This is a genomic window from Paenibacillus sp. Cedars (assembly GCF_003184205.1).
Classification (GTDB): domain Bacteria; phylum Bacillota; class Bacilli; order Paenibacillales; family Paenibacillaceae; genus Paenibacillus_AQ; species Paenibacillus_AQ glucanolyticus.
Window position 1 is genome coordinate 252,098 of sequence record NZ_CP020866.1, and the last position, 23,717, is coordinate 275,814.

The 23,717-nt window shown below is 49.9% G+C and carries 15 protein-coding genes; 11 read left to right on the forward strand and 4 right to left on the reverse strand.

The features are described 5' to 3' along the window. Window positions 1–78: 78 nt before the first annotated feature. Genes B9D94_RS02690 through B9D94_RS30845 form a run of 3 tightly spaced genes read right to left on the reverse strand, consistent with a single transcriptional unit; the run spans window position 79 to window position 3,085 of the window. Complete coding sequence (locus B9D94_RS02690) at window positions 79–1,989, reverse strand: hypothetical protein (protein WP_006212860.1); 1,911 nt, start codon at window positions 1,987–1,989, stop codon at window positions 79–81. Window positions 1,990–2,004: 15 nt separating this feature from the next. Continuing rightward, window positions 2,005–2,940, reverse strand: coding sequence for a hypothetical protein (locus B9D94_RS02695; protein ID WP_148246407.1), 936 nt, complete (start codon window positions 2,938–2,940; stop codon window positions 2,005–2,007). Continuing rightward, window positions 2,933–3,085 carry a hypothetical protein gene (locus B9D94_RS30845; RefSeq protein ID WP_006212858.1) on the reverse strand — a complete coding sequence of 51 codons (153 nt, stop codon included), beginning with the start codon at window positions 3,083–3,085 and terminating at the stop codon, window positions 2,933–2,935. Before B9D94_RS30845 ends, B9D94_RS02695 begins: the two co-directional genes overlap by 8 nt. A 308-nt stretch (window positions 3,086–3,393) precedes the next feature. Here B9D94_RS30845 and B9D94_RS02700 point away from each other — a divergent pair, with 308 nt between their 5' ends. From B9D94_RS02700 to B9D94_RS02745, 10 genes are all read left to right on the forward strand, one after another. Beyond that, window positions 3,394–5,181, forward strand: a complete 1,788-nt coding sequence (locus B9D94_RS02700; RefSeq protein WP_148246408.1) for a vWA domain-containing protein — start codon at window positions 3,394–3,396, stop codon at window positions 5,179–5,181. A 72-nt stretch (window positions 5,182–5,253) separates the two neighbouring features. Further along, on the forward strand, window positions 5,254–8,643 hold the full coding sequence (locus B9D94_RS02705; RefSeq protein ID WP_148246409.1) for a tubulin-like doman-containing protein: 3,390 nt from the start codon (window positions 5,254–5,256) through the stop codon (window positions 8,641–8,643). A gap of 3 nt (window positions 8,644–8,646) precedes the next feature. Then, window positions 8,647–11,031 carry a transcription initiation factor TFIID gene (locus tag B9D94_RS02710; protein WP_148246410.1) on the forward strand — a complete coding sequence of 795 codons (2,385 nt, stop codon included), beginning with the start codon at window positions 8,647–8,649 and terminating at the stop codon, window positions 11,029–11,031. A 37-nt stretch (window positions 11,032–11,068) separates the two neighbouring features. Beyond that, complete coding sequence (locus B9D94_RS02715) at window positions 11,069–12,334, forward strand: vWA domain-containing protein (RefSeq protein ID WP_148246411.1); 1,266 nt, start codon at window positions 11,069–11,071, stop codon at window positions 12,332–12,334. A gap of 16 nt (window positions 12,335–12,350) precedes the next feature. Beyond that, complete coding sequence (locus tag B9D94_RS02720; RefSeq protein ID WP_006212853.1) at window positions 12,351–12,992, forward strand: hypothetical protein; 642 nt, start codon at window positions 12,351–12,353, stop codon at window positions 12,990–12,992. A 73-nt stretch (window positions 12,993–13,065) separates the two neighbouring features. Further along, entirely contained in the window at window positions 13,066–14,328 is a 1,263-nt protein-coding gene (locus tag B9D94_RS02725; RefSeq protein ID WP_172963898.1) for a TRAFAC clade GTPase domain-containing protein, read from the forward strand. Beyond that, complete coding sequence (locus B9D94_RS02730; protein ID WP_148246412.1) at window positions 14,328–17,336, forward strand: GAP1-N2 domain-containing protein; 3,009 nt, start codon at window positions 14,328–14,330, stop codon at window positions 17,334–17,336. The genes B9D94_RS02725 and B9D94_RS02730 overlap by 1 nt, the downstream gene beginning before the upstream one ends. Beyond that, window positions 17,281–17,706 (forward strand): carbohydrate-binding protein, encoded by a 426-nt coding sequence (locus B9D94_RS31240; RefSeq protein ID WP_216642864.1) that lies wholly within the window; start codon window positions 17,281–17,283, stop codon window positions 17,704–17,706. Before B9D94_RS02730 ends, B9D94_RS31240 begins: the two co-directional genes overlap by 56 nt. A 48-nt stretch (window positions 17,707–17,754) precedes the next feature. Beyond that, window positions 17,755–18,123 (forward strand): YybH family protein, encoded by a 369-nt coding sequence (locus B9D94_RS02740; RefSeq protein WP_063477829.1) that lies wholly within the window; start codon window positions 17,755–17,757, stop codon window positions 18,121–18,123. A 707-nt stretch (window positions 18,124–18,830) separates the two neighbouring features. Continuing rightward, window positions 18,831–22,523 carry a glycosyl hydrolase family 18 protein gene (locus B9D94_RS02745; protein ID WP_148246414.1) on the forward strand — a complete coding sequence of 1,231 codons (3,693 nt, stop codon included), beginning with the start codon at window positions 18,831–18,833 and terminating at the stop codon, window positions 22,521–22,523. 88 nt (window positions 22,524–22,611) lie between these two features. Here B9D94_RS02745 and B9D94_RS31730 read toward each other — a convergent pair whose 3' ends face one another. Beyond that, entirely contained in the window at window positions 22,612–22,743 is a 132-nt protein-coding gene (locus B9D94_RS31730; RefSeq protein WP_301337238.1) for a hypothetical protein, read from the reverse strand. Window positions 22,744–22,915: 172 nt separating this feature from the next. On the opposite strand from B9D94_RS31730, the gene B9D94_RS02750 reads away from it, so the two are divergent. Next, window positions 22,916–23,662 carry a helix-turn-helix domain-containing protein gene (locus tag B9D94_RS02750; RefSeq protein ID WP_148246415.1) on the forward strand — a complete coding sequence of 249 codons (747 nt, stop codon included), beginning with the start codon at window positions 22,916–22,918 and terminating at the stop codon, window positions 23,660–23,662. Window positions 23,663–23,717: the final 55 nt, after the last annotated feature.

Sequence of the window (23,717 nt, forward strand, 5' to 3'; positions counted from 1 at the left end):
CCTGTTATTTCTCTTCCATCTTGAATTCATCCTTGTCAATAGGATGAATTCATTGTGACAGGCCTTCATTCTTATGACTCATTCTACCGATTCTACCTGAATGACAGGAACCTGCGTGAGTTTAGCAGTTTCAGTACTGTCACGACTCTCACTGTTGTCTGGTTGGGCATCCTCAGGATTGATGACCTCGGTGGGGACGGAATCTCCTGGAATATCCGTTTCCTCCATGGAATCGCCCTCAGCTGGTATATCCTCCGGTTCGGTCGGGTCGGAGGCAGGAGGATCCTGGCTGCCTGGTATCTCCATCTGCTGATACTCGCTAAACGTTCCTATAATGCTTGCACTCCCCGCAGGGAAATCCAGCTCGCCTCTTAAGATCACATAGTGGCCATCCCGTTCAGCAAGGGCTTCACCATAGCCCCCTGCCAGGATATTGATGGTGAAGCGGACTTTCTTGTTCCGGTGACTTTCGATATCAGCAATATCGATGTCGGTATAATTGGGCTGAAACCCTGTGAATCCGTATTGATCTCCCTGACGCTCGAAGATGGCGATCTCTTCCGGGCTTGCTCCTTCGAAGTTGGTAACCAGCAGAGACTTATCCGGAAGGATTTGATAGCTTTCGGCGGTAAACTGGAACAGCGGAATCAGATTGGAAGCCCTGGCTTCATAGGCTGAATACCATACCAGATCGGTTCCTGTGCCACCTTCCACCAGGACGACCGGATTTGTCTCCGTGCTGAGCGATTCTTCAATTGAAACTTGGCGGATCGCGATTTCAGACGGGAAATCATGATTTTGGAATAATTGCACGCTTTCATCGGCGTTTAAAACCGCTAGATAGATGATATTCCCTTCATCGACTCCAATGGCATATGCCAATCCCCCGAAACGTTTCCCGCCTCCGCTGACATAACTAAAGCTGCCTTGAATATCTGCCATATTGAACAAACGAATGGGATCGTGAATAGTCCAGGCCAATTTTGCAGCTTGCAATGGTCTGCTCATATCCTGGTACCCGGACAGCGCTTCATAGAGCGCTACAGCTTCCTCGTAGTTCTGCTCTGTTACCATTTCATCCGCAGCCAGGATCCACCGGTTGATCTGATTCTGAATATACTCCAGCATATCCGAATTCTGTTGATTACTCCGATTCAAGTAGTCTCTGTAACCCTTGGCGTGTGAAACAAAGTCTGCCGGCCGTTCCCGCTGTGCATCCTTTTGCAGCATGGCAAGCACAAGTTCATCTGTCTTGCCGCTCACCCAAGCAGCCTTCACTGAACGGCTGGCATATTCGGAGCTTATGGCATGGGACCAGTTTAGCAGCTCGGCGTAATGTCCGGCTCCTGCCAACCGGGTCATTACCGTCTCATCGTAACGCTGGAACAGGCTGAGCAGCTTCTCATCCTTCTGCTTCTCGCCGCCATAGAATGAGTCCGGGATGCGAAGCAAGTTCCATTTAAAGCTGTTGTCATCATACTGCAACTCTTCAAGCTGCTCGTCGGCCTGGCGGTTAAACAAACCGATGAATTGCAGGAAAATTCGCTTCACATCATCGGGTATGCCATAGAACGCAACAATTTCATCGTAATACGAAGCATATGATCCCTGGTGCCCCGTCAGCTTCTCCTCCGCATCAAGCAACTCGGCATATACGTTCATGAAGGCGGAAAAGTCGCCTGCTTCTCCCACTTGATTCAACCGTTGATCTAGAGAGGAGAGATTCTGCTTCATAGACGTAATGGGGGCGAGCTCCTGAAGCCTTGAGGCCAGCAACGCTTCTTTATATAGAAGGGAGTGGTTTCGGCTTGCCTTCTGATACCACTCCTCAGCCTGAACGAGTTTCTTCTGAGCATACAATCGTTCGGCTTGCGCCATTGTCTGGATTTTTTGATAGATATGAACGCCCTTATATCCAATCAACAACAGTAGGACTATACATAGAAAAAAATACAGATTACGCAGGGTTAGCGTGTTTTTTATCGTCATAACGGTATAGCCCCTCTAATCCCATTTTTGAAAATCAGGGTCCGAGCGGTATTGTTCATTATAAATGGCAGATACCCGGTCCCGCAGGCCGTTCCACGACAAGCCGGGATTGCGGCGTACGATCTGATACAAGCGGAGGAAGCGATATCTTGGCAGTCCATCCGCATAGCGGCTAATAAAATCAGGGAATGTGTCGATATATTTTTTCTTCCGTACCGCTGCTCCGGCAGCGTCAATCATAATCTGCCTGCCTTGCTCCATCCGCAAAATGTCAGCTTCATGATCGAGCAGGTAACGGATGGCTTTACTGTTAATCAGTTCCCGCTTGATTTTGGCGATTTCACCAATATAAGCGGCCAAGTCCGGATCAAACTCATTCAGCAGCAGCGGTTCAAGTTCAAGCTCCATATCCTTGCGCAGGCAGAAGGTTTGCAGAAGAACGATCTGCTGCAGGCGGATTCGGTCATTTCGGACCAGGGAAGAAATTTCCCTGACGATCTCATACCCTAGTTGGGCATCTTCCTTGATGGCGGCAGCAGCCGTTGCTTTGTTCAGATCTAGGCCATCAAGAATCTGTTTTTGATGACTTCGTATTAACTTGTCCAGAGCATGCAGGGTCTCCGTTTGCAGCACTCGCCGCTGGATCAGCCATAACCATACGAGCAGGACCACCATACAAGCAAAGGAGATCACGATCTGCAAGAAGGTCTGACTAAGAAGTACGGCAGAGAGTCCTATAATATAGAAGAGAAGCCGGTCACTCTGCATGGAACGCTTGGCCTTTTTCTCTGCAAGCTCCATCACGTGGACCAGCGAGTGGCGTTTACAGAACGCGCAGCTGTCTTCCCACAGAATCGTAAAATTGTGGCAATGTTTGCAAACCCTTAACTTTTGGTAGACATATCTCGTTTTAATATAGGGACGAAGTTGTACCGGCTTTTTCTTATCCATGCCGTTCCCTCTTTGAATTGGCGACTTCTAGCAGCGTTTGGTGCAGCTGCTCCGGTGTCGGGGCGTTCTTCTTACGTTTGAAGTATGCCGTGATCTTGATGATGACAAAAAGAAACAAAATCCCGAGACATCCGTATGTAATCATATACCTATTCCTTTCCGGTATCGTAATGGGGGTGAAAATGGTGAATGAGCCTTGTGTCCTAAGTCCGGGTGATACACTGATTATGTTGAACTTTGGCAGGTATAATTATATCATATGGACATAGTACTGGGATATTTTAGTGAGTTGCATGGTATTTCCTATATAAACATACCAAGGAAATGAAAGTGGATGTATCGTTTTTAAGCTTTTTTTCATATATTTTTAAGACTTAATGCCTACAGTTAGATTAGAGGATCGAACATAGGCATCCTCAAATGCTAGATTAAATGGGTGAAGGAGTAAAATCAATGCTACGTAACAATAAATGGCTGCTCTGTCTGATGGCAGCAGCGCTGCTGATCGTGACCTGGAGCGGGGGAACCTTGCCTCAGGCAATGGCAGCCTCGCAAGGCTCCAAGATAGATGCCGTTCTGGTGATGGATGCCAGCAACTCGATGAAAAACAGTGATCCTGACAGAATCGGCAGCGAAGCGATGAAGATGTTCATCGACATGCTGTCCACAACCGGCGACAAAGTCGGCGTTGTTTCCTATACCGACCGGATTCAGCGGGAGAAGGCACTGCTGGAAATTCAATCGGAGGCGGACAAAACGGCGCTGAAGGAGTTTATCGACCAACTGGACCGCGGTCCTTACACTGACATTTCGGTAGGTCTTGATGAAGCGGTGAAGGTGCTGAAGCAGGGCATGGACCCGGCTCATGCACCCATGATCGTTGTTTTGGCCGACGGTAACAATGATCTGGACCCCAACACAGGCAAGACGAGCCAAGAAGCGTCAGATCATTTGAACCAGGCGGTTCAGGAGGCCAAAGGAAGCGGCATCCCGATCTATACGATTGGTCTGAACGCCGACGGGAAGCTGAATAAAGAGGCTTTGGCTGAGCTGGCGAACCAAACGGGAGGAAAATCCTTTACCACGAGCTCGGCGGATGATTTGCCGCAAATTCTAAGCGAGATTTTTGCCAGCCACCAGCAGCTCAAGATTGTACCCGTGCAGTCGATTACCGGCAATGGCAGCTATCAGGAGGTCACGGTCAACGTACCGAATGCAAACGTGCTGGAAGCGAATATTTCTATTATGTCCTCAAGTCCCGTGGACGTTAAACTGATGGACCCCACTGGTGCTGAGCAGAGCATTCCATCGGCTAATGTCATGCGCTCCACATCCAATTCCTACTCGCTTCTCAAGCTGCTGAAGCCGCAGCAGGGCGATTGGAAGCTGCAGGTGAAGGGTGTATCCAAAGACAAAATCGATATCAATCTTGTGTTCAACTACGATCTGGAGCTGACCATGGATCCTCCGTCATCATCGAAGGTGAAGGCAGGGGATACAATCGATATTAACGCGTATCTCGTCAGCAACGGACAGAAGCTGCAAAACAATGAGCTGTACGGCAACATGAAGGCCAAGCTGTTGGTGAAGGATCTCGACACCGGTGACGAGTCGGAGGTCGAGCTGGAGAACAAAGGCGGCAGCTTTGAAGGGAGTTACAAAATTCCGCAGAAGCATGACTATGAGCTGCGGGTAAGGGCGGAGGAGCAGAGCTTCTACCGCGAAAGCGCGCCTGTGAAGATCAGTGCGAAAGCAGCCGCCGCGGGCTCCGGCAGCGGTGGGAATGAGCTGACCGCAGGCGATGAAGAGAAACCTTTTCCATTATGGCCCGTAATCATTGGCATCGCTGCTCTGCTCATTGTGGGGGCTGGAGCTTATTTCATACTAGGCGCGATTAAGAAAGCGAACAAGGGCTTTGTCGGTCAGATCGTGATTGAAATCAGGGATGAGAATACCGGCGAGAAGACCTTCCCGCAATACAAAAAGCTGACTTCATTCAAAGGGAAGTTCAACCTGCACCAGCTTCTGCAGCTGGCACCTGAGCTGAAGGAGACGGAGAAGATTCTGTTCACGCCTGGCAAGAATGATCGCATCATGCTTAGAAATAATTCTTCGGCTGTGATTGAGAAGTCGGGACGTGCCCTGGATGCCACGAAAGGGACGGAACTGAAGAACGGAGACCGGCTGAGAGTTTCCCTGCAGCAGGCTGACAAGACCATATTATTTGAATATTTGGCTTAAAGTGCGTGTTCATGATCAAAAGCGGACTTTTTGAACAACCTCTTAAGCCATGACCTATCAGGAGGGGAAATTATGAAACCGGTAGTTAGAGAACATATACAACAGCTTGACGTTTCACTCGGAGGCGGGATTGTCAGTGAGAAAATACGAGTGGATACCATCGACAACCCGATTCTCATCATTGGACTTGGAGGCACGGGGATCGATGCGCTGCTGCGCCTGAAATATCAGATTAACCGCCGGTTTAAGCTGCCGGAGGATCCCTTGTCCAAGAAAAGAATGGACAAGCCGGACAATGTGGAGTTTATGGCTTTTGAGACCAACGAACAGGATAAGAATAAACGCTATAAGGGCATAGGGCTTGATCCGATCAATGAATTCGTGCTTCTCTCGAATGCGGAGATTGGAGGGCTCCTTCAGAATCGCAGCATCCTGGAGCCGTACATTACGGATTGGCTGTCGCCGGAGCTAAGCATTACCGATGGAATGAACGGGGCAGCCGGTGTCCGTCAGGCCGGCCGCTTGCTTCTGTTTACGAAAATCACCCAAGTGGTGCAAGCGATCGACAAGAAGATTAAGACATTATCGGTTGGCACCAACAAAAAGCTGATGGTCTTCCTGTTGACCGGATTGTCCGGCGGGACAGGCAGCGGCTGCTTCCTTGATATTGCTTATATCGTCCGCGGCATTATTGAGCGCGATCACGGCTCTGCGGGGATTGACCGCGTGAACACACTCGGTTATCTGTTTACGCCGGATATCAATCTGGCTAACAAAAGCTTGAGCGAGCACACGCGCGAGTACATCAAGAAGAACGGATATGCGGCGCTAAAGGAGCTTGACTACTGGATGAACGTGGATGCCAGAGGCGAGCGGTTCAAGCAGCAGTACGGCAGCATTCTGAACGTGAATTCGCCGCTGCCTCCGTTTAATCTGTGCCATCTCATCTCTGCTACCAATACGGAGGGCAAACTGCTGGAGAACGCCTATGATTACTGCATGAATGTCACCGCCGAGAATATCACGAACTTCATGGCCAGCGAGGAAAAGCAGTCCGGCGAAGAGTTTGCAATCCATGATTATATCAGCAACATCCGAACCAACATTGCCCAGATGAACAAAGCCTATCCTGCCAATTACGATTACAACATTATCGGAGCATCCTCGGCCGTGCTGCCTATCGAGGAGATGACCACCTATCTGGCATACCGCGTATTTGGCAAAATGCAAACCATGTTCGAGAAAGCGCCAAGCCAGGAGGATGTTGAGAAGTTTGCAAGTAAGCTGGGCATCGACCTGGACTCGATGACGAAGAATTTCGAGTCCCGCGTACCGGAGCCGCTGCCCGGGTATCAGAACAGCGAGCGGCTCAGCTACGCCAATGTGGTGAAGAATCAGGTCATTAATATGGATACGGAGCTGGAGCAGAATTTTCTCGCCAGAGCCCGTGAGGAATACATCAAAGCGAAGAAGCAGCTTCCAGGCGAGATCGTGGATCAATTCAGCGACCAAATCCGCCGGATGTTCCTGCATCCGCAGCAAGGACCGTTCTATGTATCCCGTCTGATTTATACGGAGAAGGGCTTCAGCCTGCTGAAGATGCTGCTGTCTTACATCGAAACGCTCCGGGAGAACCTGACCCGCATTCCCCGCGACATCGAGTCGGCCAGAGAACAGGCGATCGAACGCCTGGGCGATGCGAAGAGTGCTTTTGTTTCTAAGGATAAGAAGAAGAACATCTATATTGAAGCAAAGATCAATGAATACTGGCTGGAAGCCGATGTGGAACGCACCGAGCAGATGATTGAATTCTATGAGGATTTATACGATCTACTCAACCAGGAGAATAACCGGATTTATAGCGTATATACCGAAATTCTGAACGCGCTGAACTCCATATTTGCCAAGAATGGGGACATCCTTGTCAACGGTGATGAACAGCAGGATCATAAAGGGAACAAGACGTATTACTGGAACTTGGTCAGCGTGCCCGACATCTCCGATGTGATCAACAAGATCATGGATCAAAAAGATGTGGACGATCTCATCCGGGATTTCGCACAGGAACTGCTGAGCCATGCCAATCGTTGGACACGGGAGCAGGAGATTGATATCGTCAGATCCATCTCCGAGTTTCTGACGGACAAATTCGGCGATTTGATCACCCGCTCGATGGAGGACTTCCTGACCATGAAATTCGGGCAGGAGGATTCCATCGAAAAGTTCGTCGAGCGCAACATCGCCAGCAAGCTGGATGATGAAGCCGTGCCGGTCTTCCATCTGAGCAACAGCGCGGGCAATTTGTACTTCCCATCCTGGGGCTTTGTGTCCGTGCCTGTGCAGGCGCCAAGCATTCTGAAGGGCATTCGCAATTACCAGAACAATTCGGTGGGTAAATCCCATTTCACGGTGAAGGAAAGTGAAGTGAAGAATCGGATATTCTGGTTGAATACAAAGAACGGTGTGCCGCTGTTCGTTTACACGCCGCTTAAGGTTTATGAGGAGAGTTACGAACGCACCATCATGGACAAGGAAGGCGTAGGGCGTCATTTGGTGCAGACAGACCGCAACAATTGGACCTACCTGCCTTCGCCGATTCCTGAGAAGTCCTGGGGCGATACTTATATCAACCCGCGGGTTCAGGATTATAACGCCCGGGTTCGTGCAGAATTCAACCAAGCACTTACGTATAAAGTTATCATGGAGAAGGATGTGGACCAGAATACAAGCAGCCGTTATGCGGTTGTGTTCACGAAGCCATTTGATCTCAGCGAGCTGCTTCGTGCCTATGATCTTCAGCTTGACACGCCTAAGCCTAATCTGGGCGAAGTGAAGCGGGCCTGGACGGAGCTGAAGCGACTGATGAACGAAGGCCTCGAGCCGGTGGGGTCCAAGGATATCTTCAACAGCATCAATGAGGATATGGCTAAAGAGAATTTGATCCGTTCACCGGAAATGATTCGCAGCGTGCGTGAAGAGTTGAAGAAGTATGCCGCCATTGCCGCCAAAATCACGGCATTCGAGCTCTTGATCAGCGACAATCAGAATGAGGAGAAATGGCTGGATCAATTTATCGAGGCTATGTATACCGGGACCATTACCAAGAAGGGTGCGCTGTTCGTCTATGACCGCGATCCGGAAGAGGATTCCTGGGAGCCGTTTGCCAATCTGCTGAAAAGCGTGAATGACGTGGAGTATGAAGTCTACAAGCATTTCCGCCAGCTGGATGAGAAAAGCCGGAGCACGCTGCTGCGCAAATCTTCCCGCCGGGATCAGGAGCTGACCGCTTCCGAAGATATTACGCCGCTGCTCGGTAAGCTGGAGGAATTGGCTGAGCGTTTCCTGGAGACGCGCGACCGGTTGGAATACGAGAAGGTGGAGCTAGCGGACGGCGAAGAGCGGTACCAGTTCTACCGACAGGTATCCTCCAAATTAAACGACATTCGAAGAAGGTTGAAATAGACGATGAGGGAAATTCTTCGCCAGTATGCTGCCGGTTATGCCAAGTCGGAAGAGCAGCTTACCTTGATGGAGGATGATCAGAGCAGCATCCACTACCCGGAGGTATACTTGTTCATCGGTGATATGACGGCTGCAGCCATCGAACCGATCATGGAGATTCATGACCGCAAATGGGACAACAGCGCTAGCGTCATCTATTTTCATGTGGGAACGGACCGTGGCGGCAGGCCGGGGCCGAAAGGCTCCGAATCCTCCAATCGTCTTCACAGTTATCAACTGGATCTGCCGGTGGCAGACGGTGCGTCCAAGTCCTTACGCAAAGAGCTGTATCAGGCGTTCTATCAAGAACGGGGCCCCCTGTCTGGGTTAAATAAAGCCATTCGGAAGTTGAGCCACCATATTTCAGATTATGGACGCAGTTATTCGTCTTTTGACCGGGTCCATCTGTCTATCATTACACGGGTCGATGACCCGTTTAATGTATTTATCCCGGAAATTTCATTACTGGCAGAATCCATCTTCAATCAGTCGTTCAAATCGGTGCAGATGGATTTGTACGCGCTAATCAATGAGAGGGAGCAGATTGAAACCTATGGCTATGCGAGCTCCGTGGGGGTCGCCTTCTTACGGGAGCTTGAGTTGATGCAGAGCCGGGATTACAGCTTCTCCGCACCGCTTCAAATGACGGAGGATGGACTGAGCATCCCGGTCGTTCACCCGGCTTCTCCGTTGTTTGATCTGGTCTACGTGCTGTCCGATAAGAATGAGCGGGGCATCTCCGGTTACTCCGGCATGCAGGATATCTATGATATCATCTGTCATCTCGGCTTGCTTAAGAATCGGAAGCGGAAGGACGAGGCATATGACGGGATCAGAGGCGTTTACAACAATACATCCTTCAAAAGCAACATCATGACCGAATCCGGTCGCCAAGGCTTTGTCTCGGCTGGCTTTGCCCGGGTAAAAAGGCCGAACGAGCCGATTGCCTTAACGGTCCTCTATCATCTCTGCCGGGGACTTCTCCAGCGCATGAAGACCGGACCTGAACCGGAGGTTCAGGAATGCCTGACTTACTTCGGCCTCGACCCGGAAGCCGTAACGGCTAGAGCGAAGCGGATGCTCCCGAATGTCGAACATCTGGACGGACTGAAAGGCATGATGTCCCATCCTGTCAGTTATGCCGGACTGAAGCGGATGAATATCCGCGAGGCCGAAGAGGCACTGTTCGGAGAAGGCTGCCAGCAGTTTTTCCATAGCAATTATGAGCTGGAGGTCCAGAAGAGACTAGGGGATACGAGCACAGCCGAAGAAGTACACGCTGCCCTTCGCCGCTCGTTGTCCACACATCCGCATATCGGCTGTTATCAAATCGTGGAGTGGACAAGCGACAAGGGTGGAGCGGGGATCCTGCTCGAAGCGGTCCGTTCCCGAATCCGGGATCTCGGCAGTCTGCTGAAGACGGAGCAGGAAGAACTAACCCGCTATTATGAAGAAAGCGTGGAAACCCAGCCCTTCAAGAAACTGCCCTTTCGGGATAAACAGAATGTGCGCCAGTTCATTCGTTTTTTTGTAGGCGAGGTTTATCATCGCAGGTATGAGCTGCTGCTTCTGGAGACCGAACTTGCGCTGTACAGGTTATATGAGGCGGAGCTTGAGCAGATTCACCGGCATTACAAGCAGCAAGCGAGCATGCTGGACCAGTTGGAAGCAGAATTGCTGGAAGCAGCTCAGTCCAGTATCCGCACGGCAGACGATTATATCGGTCAGAACTTGATGGAGTATTATGGCCTGGTGACCGAGGAGTTGATGCTGGAGCTGGAAAGTAAGCGCGGCGCGGCTGTATTCTTCGAGGATCGCTATGTCGGCAATTTATCCGTTCTCACTCACGAAGGTACGGAGCCGATCCTGGCCAATATGATTCGAGTCTGTCTAAGGGATTTATTGACGGCAGAGCCGTTTGTGCAGACCTTCGAGGAGGAGCTGCTGCGCCGGGCGAACGTAACCATCGAGTATCATAACAAGCAGGTGCTTGCCAAGGAAGATTTGTTTAAGGTGCTCTATCGGATGCTGGAGGAGAACTCCGTTACTTTGGTCAGGCTGCTGGACTATACGCAGGAGCATCGATATGAAGAGAAATATTTCTTCGGCGATGCCGACAGTGAATTCGTTCGCTACGCCATCCGTGCGGATGAAGCATTACGAGTATACAAGCTTGGCATCGTGCATGAGAAGCGCTCCAGCGGGGTCGAGAAGCTGAATCTGATGGGGGGCTTCCATCTGGAGGATCTGATGTATTACCGGAATGGCAGAGCTTACTACGAAACCTATACGGCGAACGGTTATGAATTTCATGGAATGGAACCGGCGCTGCTCCCGGAGCTGCGCTAGCGTTCTTAGATTCTGATAAAGAGAGTAGGCGCGTATTGTGCAACGAAAAATAAACCCTCTCCTGCTGCTGTTGAGTCTGGTCGGCGGGGGAATTGGATTTGCCATTGGGGAATTTCTGCTCCGCCAGTGGGGAACAGGGCTTCCCGTTATTGTGGTTACGGGAATTTATTTCGGGATTCTGGCCTTCTGCATCGGCTTGGCCTGCTTAATCGCAGAATTGATCTCCCCCCGTTTGAGCGGGAGCTCCTGGAGACAGCGATACACGGGCACATCGTGGAAGCTGCTGATTCCATCCACTTTGGTGGCACTGTTCCTGCTTGGCATGCTGTTTGAGTGGGTGTACCAGCTGAACCCGGGCAGCGCCAAGCCCGTGAAGGACGTTGTTCTGGTCATAGACAATTCCGGCAGCATGAAGGATACCGACCCGAATCAGGATCGCTATACAGCAGCCAAAAATCTGATCAACCGCATGGATCGGGATAACAGGGTATCGGTGATCGTGTTTGATCATGCAACAACGTTACTGCAGCCATTTACCCGTGTGAAGAACCAGGAAATCAAGGATGAGATCATGGCGGAAATCGACGGTTTGGCAACAACTGACGGCGGTACGGACATTAGTCTCGCACTTGAGGATACCATGTCGCATATTCAGGAAAGCCAGGATGCGGGGCGAAGCGCCATGGTCATTATGCTGTCAGACGGATTTAGCGAAACCGACCATGATCGTGTGCTTGCGGACTACAAGCAGCAGCAAATCGCGGTGAATACGATTGGCCTTAGCCTCGTGTATAAGGACGGTGCCAATCTGCTTCAAACGATTGCAGCCGAGACGGGCGGGCAATATTACGATGTGCAGAATGCGGCAGACTTGTCTTTTGTTTTTCAGAAAATTTATGATGATGTCGGGGACCGTTCGCTGTTGACGAAGCGAACGGGCGCTATGGAAGACAGCGTTTATTATCAGATCGGAAGAATTGCTGCGATGCTGCTCATTGGCACTGCCATGGGTCTGGCGCTCGGCCTGGTGTTTGACAACCGTTATCTCGCGCGCAGCTTTAGCATAGGCGGTGCGGTATCGGGCTTACTGGCGGGCGTTGTTCTGGAATTTGGCCTCTCCGGGGGAGAAGTCAGAGATGCCAGTGTGCGTCTCTTGGCATGCTTCATCCTCGCAGGTATGATGACCTTGTTCACGCTGGTGATACCTGTCAAGGAGAACGGCAGGTTAACTGGCGGCACGCAGCGGCCGGGCCGAACAGGACGTGGACAACGGCCGAATGATTCGACAAGCCGAGGATTTTAAGCAGGGGGCGTTCGATATGCAGTATAAAAATGCGGAGCCCGGAGATTGGGTTATTCAGGGATTAAGCCATCAATTGGACGAAGGTTTCTGCACGATTCGCTGGAACTGGCCGCCTGGTCTTCAAGCGGTATACATTCAACGTGTGATGGATGACGGATTCGCCGCATCGAATGGAGATCCGCATCTTGGCAGCCTGCGCTTGTATACCAGAGACGAATACAAGGCGAATAATGGTTATCGGGATCGTGTGGATGGTGTTGGGCAGATCTCATATACGGTGTATGCCTTCTCTTCTGAAAACGGGGAGACCACCTTGATCACACAGCCCGATGAAGCGAACTGCATTCAGTTCAGCACCGGTAAAGCCATGCTGGTATACTCCATTCGCGAAAAAAGCCGCTGGCTGCAATCCTATAAAACGATTGAAATTCAGGTTACAGCCGAAGTGCCTGTACCGAAGGAGGCTCTCTGCTATGTGAAGAAAGAGGGAGCTTATCCGGTGAACAAGGAAGACGGGATATTGTACCCGTTCGTTACGGATTTTGGGGCCGGACGGAATGTACTGCCCGTCATTGAGGTCGGTAAGAACGATTATGTACGCCTGTTTTTTACGGACGGGAAGAAGTATGGGCAACGGTATGAGCTGGTGTATAGATAGAGAGAGCAGAGATAGAACACAGTGACAACAACGAAAGCGTCCATGCAATCCAGAGGTTTAGAGGGAGGTACAAATGATGGGCATTTTTGATATTTTCAAGAAGAAGCCGGAGCCGGAGCCAAGGCCGCTGTTTTATGATATTGTGTGCCCTTACTGTTTCAGTAAGTTCACGCCGAAGGAGGTTGTCTTCCGGGCTGCCCACGACCGTGAGGACGACGAGGATTATGCGCTTGGGGAAGACGACGAGCTGAATCGTTACCGCGAACGCTTTGGGCTGGATTCGGTCTATGATATTGAGGCTATCATCCGGCCAAGCGACATACCGGAGGAGCATCACATTTATTCGGATCATGTGCTGGTTGGATTGAACGACCGCTACGGTGTCGTCACACGCAGACGCCTATGCCCGAAATGCCATAATGAGCTGCCTGTGACCGCAGGGAAGGTACCGAGCAACATTATCTCGATTATTGGTGCATCCCAAGTGGGCAAGTCGGTGTATATGACTTCGCTGATCCATACATTGCAGCATACGACGGCGGATCACTTCGATGCGGCCTGTATGCCGCTGAATGCGGAGATCAGCCGCAAGTTCCGCACCGGATATGAGGAACCGTTGTTTGAACGCGGAGATTTGCTGGCGTCTACTCAGAAGGAGAAGATGCAGGAGCCCTTTATATTTCAATTCGTGTTCAAGGATGAATCGAAGCCGCCGTTAACGCTTGTATTTTTTGACGTGGCGGGTGAAGGCATGGTGGACGAGGACTACCTGGGACTTCATGGACAGCATATCAAGAACTCCGCGGGCATTCTGTTTATGGTCGATCCGCTCCAGATTCGCTCCATTCGGGAGAAAATCCGTTTGAAGTTCGGCGATCAGCCAGGCGAATGGGTATCCCAGTACGATGAACCTCGCGATGTTGTCCTCACCATGTTCGGTGATTTCATTGCTTATGAGGACAAGGGCAAAACGGATATTCCGACAGCTGTCGTCCTAACCAAGAGCGATATGCTTCATGCGCTTAAGGATGAGGATGGCGAATATGTGAAGCTGAACAGCAACATATTCAACAATATGGTTCACCGCAAGCATTTGAACATGACCGAGTTTGAAAATATCGATGGCGAGATTCGCCGCTTTATCGAGAAGGTCGACCGTCCGTTCAAGGGCACAATGGATGTATATTTTTCGAATACAGCGTATTTTGCCGTGTCTGCCTTAGGCAGCAACCCTGTGGATCAGAAGCTGCAGAGCGTGGTCAGCCCGATCCGGGTGGACGAACCGTTCATCTGGCTTCTGTACAAGCTGAAGTATATTGAGGGGAGGGATGACTAGTGCCGGATTTCCCTTCCCGAAACATACAGCAGCAAATGTACACGAGGGAACGGCGGGGCGTGTTTCGCTCGGCTGAAGGATTTGATACGGTTGCGCGCTCGTCAGGATTGGAACCTTCCTATATCAAAAAGGTGCTGCATCCCTTTTGTCAGTATGAAGCTCCGGCGGAGCTTACGGCACGCAGCGAGAAGGACGCCGAGGCTTATCCTGCCGCTCTTCATCTGTTCCATACGGAAACAGGGGAGACGGTGCTGGGGCGCAGTGTGTTTCAGCCAGCGGATTTCACGGGACTTCGCAGCGCTTTTTTTACGCACCATTATGTGATTCCTGACGGATTTCTGGAAGATGAGCATTCCGCTTACCGGACTTGGCTTCAGGCCTCTTTTGCCAATCATTACGATATTGAAGAGGGGATAGAGCTGCCGGAGTTATCTGCCATGCCGGTTCAGGCTCGCCCGCAAGTTCCCGTCTCGCCTGACCATACCCCGGCCTTACTGCAGGAACTGGGCATTGACGAGAAGGTATTCAAGCAACTGCTCTATGCATCGATAACCGCAGCTGCGGGTAAGAAAAAGGTGTATATCGTACTGGATGTACCGGTGGAACAGTTGTCCGCGAAGGCGGAGCAGCTGCTCTTTGTGTTGTTTGGCCGACTGCCTTACGCGCTGCGCCGGGTGCTTGGGTTCGTAACGTATGCCAAGGAACCCTACAGCAAGAAGGGACTTCATCTCATGTTCGTGGAGAAGGGCGGCCTGCGCCTGAATGACCGCAACATTGAGAAGGACTATTTATTTGAACTTGCTGCCGGAAGGGTCATTAATGCGGATTTGAAATGGTCCGAGCAGCCTTATCTTGATTTTGCATGGGATACAGTGCTGGATCTGGCCCGATCTGAACGTTTTTTTGCCTTCGCGGAGCAGATGCTCTCGGATATGGAGCCGTCCCGTCAGATTTCTCTGGATAGCTACGACGATTTATGCGTGCTGTTCCAGATCGAAGAGGGCCGTGAAGATCTGTATACCGACCATAAGTTTGTTGTGCTTCGTGCCTTGCTGCTCTATCTGGAGCCAGCCGGGGCTCTGGGTTTAAAGAAACGGCTGGATGATCTGTTCCTTGCCCTGTTTGCCCATGAGTTTGAGCTTGTGAAGGGCGGACAGGTTCCCGATCCGGCGATTGCCGGGTCCGTGAAGGACTATCACAGCATCAACCCTAGACAGCACAATGACATGATTGTGGAATATTTTATTCGCTCATTAAATAATGCCTTGTCGAAGCAGCGTCAGGATGTGACCTTGGCGATTTATGGCTTGCTGGAGGGCAGTCCGGCTCTAAGCCGTGCCTTCTATGCCAGAGTACTGACCAGCCCGGGGCTGCCTGCGCTGATGTTCGATCCTTATATGAAAGCCAGTATGAAACAGAGGGTAACGCCAACGGATCTGGTTGATCTGATCAGTCTATGGGTGAGGAACCATCCCCTTCTGCTGGAACAGGAGAATTATGTTAGGCTGGCTGAAGCCCAGCTCATCGATAAATTACAGCATGATGCAGATCCTGTAAGAGCGGTCAACGCCGTGCTGGATCAATTGGATTCCCTGGAGCATCACGAAGAGCGGGGGATCGGTCGTTACCAAGGCGGGACCGCATTTGCAGACCGAATGATTTATGCAGCCAACCTCTTTCTCTTACGAGAATTGGAGCCTGAGCAATTGAACCGGAAGCAGCTTCTGGACATTGGATTTCTGCAAATGCCCAAGGAATTCAAAGGGTGGGTAGAACGTTTTGATTCCCGAATACGCTCCAAAGCGGCTGTCATGCTGGCGCTGTACCAGTGGTGCAGCAGAACCGAAGTTAAAGCGGAGGTGCTTGCCGATCTTTCAACCGAGGAGCGGGAGCGCACCCAGTATATTATGCGGAGGTGGCTGCAGCAGGATGTGGCGCCATCCCATTTTGAAAGCATCACCTTGGCCTTCTGCACGGAGATTCATTCCGGCGCTATTGACTACCGTGGCCTGCTGGATTATGTACATAAGTACAGCAAGAGTCCTGAAGTGGTCTACCAGTATATTCAATGGTCTGCGAAGCAGCCGGTATTCGTTAAGCCACGGGGTCTCGTGCCGGCCTATGCTGCCGCGATCGTCCAGTACTTCAAGACCCATGACCGCGAAGCATTCAAGAATAAGGAGTACGTGAAGACTTATTTTAGTAACCCTGACCCTGTTCTTAAGGGGGTCTATACGAAGGTTAGGGCCGAGCTGGCTTCGCCATTCATGAGATTTATCCGAAGCCATCCGAGGTTCGTAAAAATAGCTTCAGCTGCACTTGTCCTCATCTTGGCCGGCGGTATCTTTCTCATGGTGCAAAACGGGAAGGACCCTGCGGATCCGAATTCAGTTGTTACGCCTCCAGTTACCGTGCCTCCTGTCTCGCAGGATACGGTTCCGGAGCAGCCGCTGTTGACGGCGTCCGTAGTGGAAGAAGGTGAGCAGAAGGGCTTGACTGAACTGAGCTTCCATTTCAAACAGTCGGCAGCTTGCCGGGATTTCAATATGGAGAATCTCCAGGTCCTGGGTCAGGATGCAAACCTATTGTTTGAAGCGGCAAGTCCTGAACTATCACGGACGTGCACGGATGAAACAACAGGGGGAGCGGACACCGATCCAACAGGAACAGATTCTGGTTCCAGCCAGGATCAGACAGATTCGAATTCGGGGACAACAGCGGGAGACGCAGAAGGAGCAGGCTCAGATTCTTCCGAGTCGGTTGATGGTGGAGAAGAACCGGAGTCCTCAGGAACCGAAAATGACTCACAGCAGAAGCTGCCATATACAAGCAAAGTTATCGTGAAGCTGGATAAACCGCTGGATGTGTCCCTAATCGACAAGGTTGTTGTGGATGGCATATCTTATGAGCTGTCCGATGAAAGTGCGCTTTCTGAAGAGCAGACGCCTGAGAATGGAACGTCTGAAAGAAATGAGTCATCTGAGAATGAGTCTGGCAGCGGAAAATGAATATAATGAGGGCGAAGGAGCATACAGATCATCTGTGTGCTCCTCATTTTATATATCCACGCAGCAGCCGGATTACTCCCTCAGCGGCTTTAATCGCCGCAGTCAGGGAAGAGGTCAGACGATCGGTGAGGGCAATGATATCTTCGTGCTCATCCGGCGTGTTGAGAACCTGTTCAACGTTGGGTTCCTGTGTACGTTCTGTTTTATGGAGAAGTCGCAGGACTTTAACAAAGCAACCGTGGCTTGGAACAGCTCCAAGGCTTACATTGGCGGTGAACGGGTATCTTACAATGGAGCCGTTTGTGAAGCAAAATGGTGGACCAAAGGGGAAACGCCTGGCCAAGCCGGTGTGTGGAAAAAGGTTCAGTAAAAAAATGTGCCATCCTTATAATGGATTAGAGATGGGAGGTTAAGCGAAATGTCATATCAGAACGCACTTGAGGCTTATATTGCGGCTACGAACACACATGACTTTGATCAAGTGGCCCGGCTGCTGGATGAAGAGGCGGTTTATTGGTTTTCGGACCGGAGCTGCACGACCTTGGATGAGATCAGGTTGTATTTCGAGCAGGCGTGGGATGCCATTCGGGAGGAGGTATACCGGGCGGAGGATGTGGAATGGATTGCGAGTGATGCCCATTCGGCGGTGTGTATCTACACCTACCACTTCGAGGGTTATCACCAGGGGACATTTATGTCCGGGAGCGGCAGAGCCACCAATGTGTTTATTCGAGATGTCGAGGGATCATGGAAATTAAAGCATGAGCATTTAAGTTCGATGAAGTAGATCGAAGATTATTATGGTTTGCTTACATAGGGAAGTGAATAGACAAAAGAGCCCCTGGAGGGCTCTTTTTCAGCTCATACGTCTGCTTTGATTACTGGACCGGCTCCATTCGTACAGTGGGTTTAACCGCCCCGCCCCGCTTGGAATCCTAGAAGGCTTCATTATGGCACTTCGTTGCTTTTGGGATCGGATAATTCAACGGGCTGAATATGGAATTCGCTTGAGCAGATGTAACGGCTGCTTGAGTTTTTTTATGATGGTACTCCTTTTCTTTTTTATGCAAAACATTCGTTTAGTGGACACTAGCTGATTCTATATAGATTGAATTTATTAACAGAATATAAAATCACAAGATTTTATCCCATGTTTATGGAAATGTATCCCTTCTCAATAGAGAGGTTAGGTTCCATGATACAAATATGAATATGCATTAAATATATGAAGTTCTTTGAAGGGAGGCTGTAGCAGAGCGTTGGGATAAGAGATTGATATACTGGAATGAAGAGGGGGATATGATAAACGTTACACAATCCATCTGGAAAAAATAGTAACCGCTTTCAAAATAAGTTGAATTTCGGGCGAAATTCGAAATGGGGCAAGCCATCATGGATATAACCCGATGACACCGAGAGAACAGACATTCATGGAAATGCTGTATCCTTTGCAATCGAAATATATCGACAGAGGTGAAAACGGTGAACTCATTTATGACGAAAAAGCACCCGAAATGGGTGGTATGGTTTCTGGCTCTAATCCTTATCTTTACCCCTCTTCTCAACGCGCCTGTATCCTATGCTTCAGATGGTGCCCCTCCCTCAGACATACCGGCAGTCAGTTCCAGCGTCGATCCGTTGACGGTAACAAGCGCAACTTATGGATCTCAGGATCCGTTGGCGCCGCAGAATCTTCGTATTGAAAGTGTCTCTCATAACATGGCGATATTTCAATGGGATTTCAAACCCGTCGAAGGTGAAAATAATATACAAGTGTGGGACGCGGATTCAGGCAACTGGCTGGCATGGGGAAACTTCTGGACTCGTGCGGTGACCGGATTGACACCTGAAACGACCTACCGAATCTATATTACTTGGGACGGCGACGTGAAAAAAGAACACAAAAGCAATGTATTGGAATTCATCACAACCAAAGATGAAGCTGAATATAAAGATGCACCGTTGACTCCTCCAAGTCATCTTAAGATTGAAGATGCAACGGAAGATACGGTTACGCTGAGTTGGGGTTCGAGTCCCGGGGCCGAAGCCTATGACATTTATATTAATGGAGCATGGAAAGGCGGCACTTGGGAAAACTCCGTTACCACGGCTACTTATGGACCTTTGGAAGCAGGAGAGACTTATACTTTTAAAGTAGGTGCACAGAGAAGTGTGAATGGAGCTTTGGAAGCATCCGCCAATAGTAATGCTGTTACCCTTAAATGGGGGGAGCTGGCTCAACCTCGAGGGTTACAAGTAGTCACTTCTACACGATCTACGGCTTCACTGGGCTGGGCACCGGTGCCCGGGGCCACAAGTTACGACATTTATCAGGATGGGGTAAAGGTTGGCTCGAGTAGCGGGAGCCGATATGTAGCTGCTGGACTGGAAGAAGGAAAGACCTATTCGTATAAGGTAGTGGGTCATAACAGCCTATGGACTTCGTCTGAAAGCGAAGCAGTGTCGGTAGTGCCTGGCAGCAATTATAACAATATTACGTACTACACTTCTTGGTCAGCTAGTACCGAAGAGCGTAATTTTCATCCTGGTGACTTGGATGTATCACAGATCACCCACATTAACTATGCCTTCGCCGATATATGCTGGAAAAAATACGGGAGCGGGCCGAGAGCCTGCGAAGACCCTAATATTCCTGCACAGGATCGATACGTCCATGACGGAGAAATTGTGATTGGAGATCCGACATTTGATTTTCAGAATTTCGCAGCTTTCGAATCTATCAAGGCATCGAACCCTCATTTGAAGCTTATGGTTTCAGTAGGAGGCTGGACTTGGTCTGATAATTTTTCTAACGTAGCCATGACGGAAGAAACACGCCGTACTTTTGCTAATTCTGCTGTGAAGTTCCTACGAGATTATAAGTTTGATGGTCTGGATGTTGACTGGGAATATCCTGTTGAAGAAGGTGAAGAGTCGAACTCCAGAGCACCGGAGGATAAAGAAAACTTCACATTATTAATGAAAACCGTTCGCGAGGCATTGGATGCTGCGGGGTCAGAAGATGGAAAATATTATCTGCTGACGATTGCTTCCGGTCAGGGAGATAACTTTACCGTTAACGCAGATTTTGCGAATTCAGTCCAGTATCTGGATTTCATTAATATTATGACTTATGACTATAGTGGCAAAGATGACCCGTTTGGTCATCATAATTCACCATTGTTCTATGATAAAGCTCTTTCAAAGTCTTCTGCTCCAAGAAATCATGTGCTTGGCGGATTGTTAGGCCATCTGAATGGCGGGGTACCACAGCATAAATTGATTGTGGGAGTACCCTACTATGGCAAGGGCTGGGATGGCTGCGGGCCACTTGGTCAGTATCAGACTTGCAATAAGGGCGGGACTGATTTGAAGTCTTGGGAAAATGCCATTTTCGATTTCAGTGATCTCGAGAACAACTACATCGACAAGAACGGGTACAAGAGATATTGGAACGAATCGGCTAAGGTGCCTTATCTGTACAATGATCAGAATAAAGTGTTCATCACCTACAACGATAAGAACACCATGAAGTATGCGGCTTCCATTGTGAAATCGTTGGATATTGCAGGCGTCATGAGCTGGGAAATAAGTGGTGATCGTAATAAAACATTAACCACCCAATTAGTCCATGACCTGCCGGTTAACGGCAAAGTCAATGCTTCAGCATTACAGGCCCCAACGAATCTTCAACGGGTCAATGCCGACTCCAGCTCCATTCAAGTCACATGGGATGCAGTGCCAGGGGCAACGGGGTACGAAGTCTATGTGAACCATGCATTGGCAGGTTCAGTCACCGAGAAGGGTTATATCATTAATGGCCTTAACGCTCTAACGAATTACAAGATTCATGTGCTTGCTGTGGATCGGGCGGGGGATGAAATTAACCGCGTATCCAGCGCTTCGAATCTACTGAGCGTTACGACTTCTGGCAACAGCACAGGCGGATCTGAGGGTTCCGGCGGATCAAGCGGATCCGGTTCTACTACGCCTTCGACGCCGCAGCCGCCTAAAGGAAAGGATGAACTGGAAGCAAAAGTTGTGCTTGAGGGAGATAAGGCGGTGGTTACCGTGCCAACGGCAGCAGCAGTTAACAGCATTAACCTTTCGGACTCTTCCAGCTTCCAGATTCATGCGGGCACGGGTGCGAAGCAGGCTGAGTTTGAGATTCCACAAGAAGTGATTGCAGCCATCGCGAAAAAAGGAGCCCAGGCCAGTCTGTCCGTTATCGTAAACGGCACAGAATATCGGATTCCGGCTTCGCTGATCTCGGTTTCCGGCCATGTGAAAGTCTCCATTGTGGCTCCCGGTGCAGCCGATGCTACGAGCGTGGCATCCCTGCTTAAGGGTAAAGAAACTCTGACTTCTCCGCTGTTGTTCAAGCTCGAGCAGCTGAACGCGGATAAAACAACTACGGAGCTGAAACATTACGGGAAATCCTATGTCAGTGAGCTGGTAACCGTGGATGCCAAAAAGATAGATACAAAGCGCGCGGGCGGAGTGGTTTATATATCAGGCACAAATGAGCTTCGATCCTCTCCAACCTTGTATAAGGTGAATGCGGACGGTACGGTTACCGTGGAGATGAGGAGGACGGGAAGCGGTATTTATGCTCTGCTTCAGCAGGATGTCCGGTTTAACGATAGGATTCCTTCTTGGGCACAGGAAGACGTGGAACAAGCGGCTGCGAAGCTGATTGTGTCTGGGGAGAGCATCAGCACGTTTGGTGCGAATAAAAACATTACCCGTGCCGAAATGATATCCATTGTAGTGAAAGGGCTGGGTATTCTTCCAGATGATAGCCTTGCTAACTTCCAGGATGTGAGCGCGAATGCCCCTTATGCCAAAGAAATTGCGGCTGCCAAGGCAGCAGGGCTGGTGAAGGGGCGTACAGGCGATATCTTTGATCCAAACAGTCTGATTACCCGTGAGGAATTGGCTGTCATCCTGAGCAGTGTACTGGAATATGCAGGCAAGAAGAATGAGGCTGATCAAGGGCTGTTAAACAAATTCAAAGATCACTCCAAGGTGTCGTCCTATGCGAAGTTGTCCGTCGCCTTCGTAGTGGAACAGAAGATTATGCAGGGGGTATCCGCTGCCAAGCTGGATCCGCAATCCCATGTGACGAAAGCTCAAACGGTTGTAACTGTCATGAGATTGCTGCGCGTAGCGGAGTTATCGAACTAATAAACATGACGGAATCAAATTAAATGGATGCCTTTCAGGCGGTTTGACGCTGCCTGGAGGCATCTTTTTTTCGATTCATGGGTACAGCTTACAGTCGGCTGAAACGCTGCTGCGTATGGTTCAGAAAACGAACCCGTGCTTCGGAAAAACTTCTTCGGTGGGCAACATATTCGGATGCCTTTCCGCCATAGGGATGATCAAACACAATAACGGCTCTCATAAATGACCTCTCTTCTCAGGAATATTGTTTCCGCGATTATAAATATGTTTCTAGGGAACGATATAATATATCCATGCCCATTAAGTTAATATTGTTTCCAAGGAAACTTTAATTAGTTCCAGGATCTTGTTATACTAAATAGGACGATAGCTGAGCGTAAGGAGATACGGATATGGAAATAGACCGGAATTCTGCTTCTTCTTGGGAACGAACCTCTCGGAAGGATCAATGGATCCTTGAATTAAAGCAGAAGGTTTCCGTGCTGCAGAAGAAATTCCAGGCCGAGGATGACGAAGAGAGACAGTGGATGATACAACGCTGCAATCAGCCGGAGCTAATCGAGTTGCTGAGGGAAATGACCGTTACGATGCTGCACGTGGTGGATGCGGTAGGCAGATTGGAGCCTGTTAACGGGATCACGATTTCCAAACAGTTCGGGATTCCGAAGGGCAGCGTCTCCAAAATAACCAAAAGATTGGTTGATAAACAGATTCTCCATATGGAGAATCTGCCGGATAACAAAAAGGAAATCATATTTACGCTGACTCCTGCCGGAAGAGAGATCTTCAAGCTGCATGGTGCGCTGCACGAGCAAATGGATCTCGGAATCAGCCTTTTCTTGCGAAGATACAGCGAGGATGAACTGCGATTTTTGAATCGCAGTATGCAGGATACGATCGATGCATCTTGGGTTAACTTTGAAGACAGCGAGGTGCCGAGCCTGATTCAAGGGGAAGCTGGCGAACTGTGCCTCCCCGAAGACCAACTCAAGACTGAGGGGGTTCCGCTATCAGTTTTCGGAAGTGAAACGGAGGAGATCGAGAGGATCCTGAGCATGCTCCGCAGGCTGGATTCCCCCAGCTTGAAGAGAGCGGAGGCCATTTTGACGGATGTGTTTTTCACTGAATTCGACGAATAATGGTTTGAACATAGCAAGTGAAGAGAAATGTTGTACTGCTGCCCGTGTTAAGATG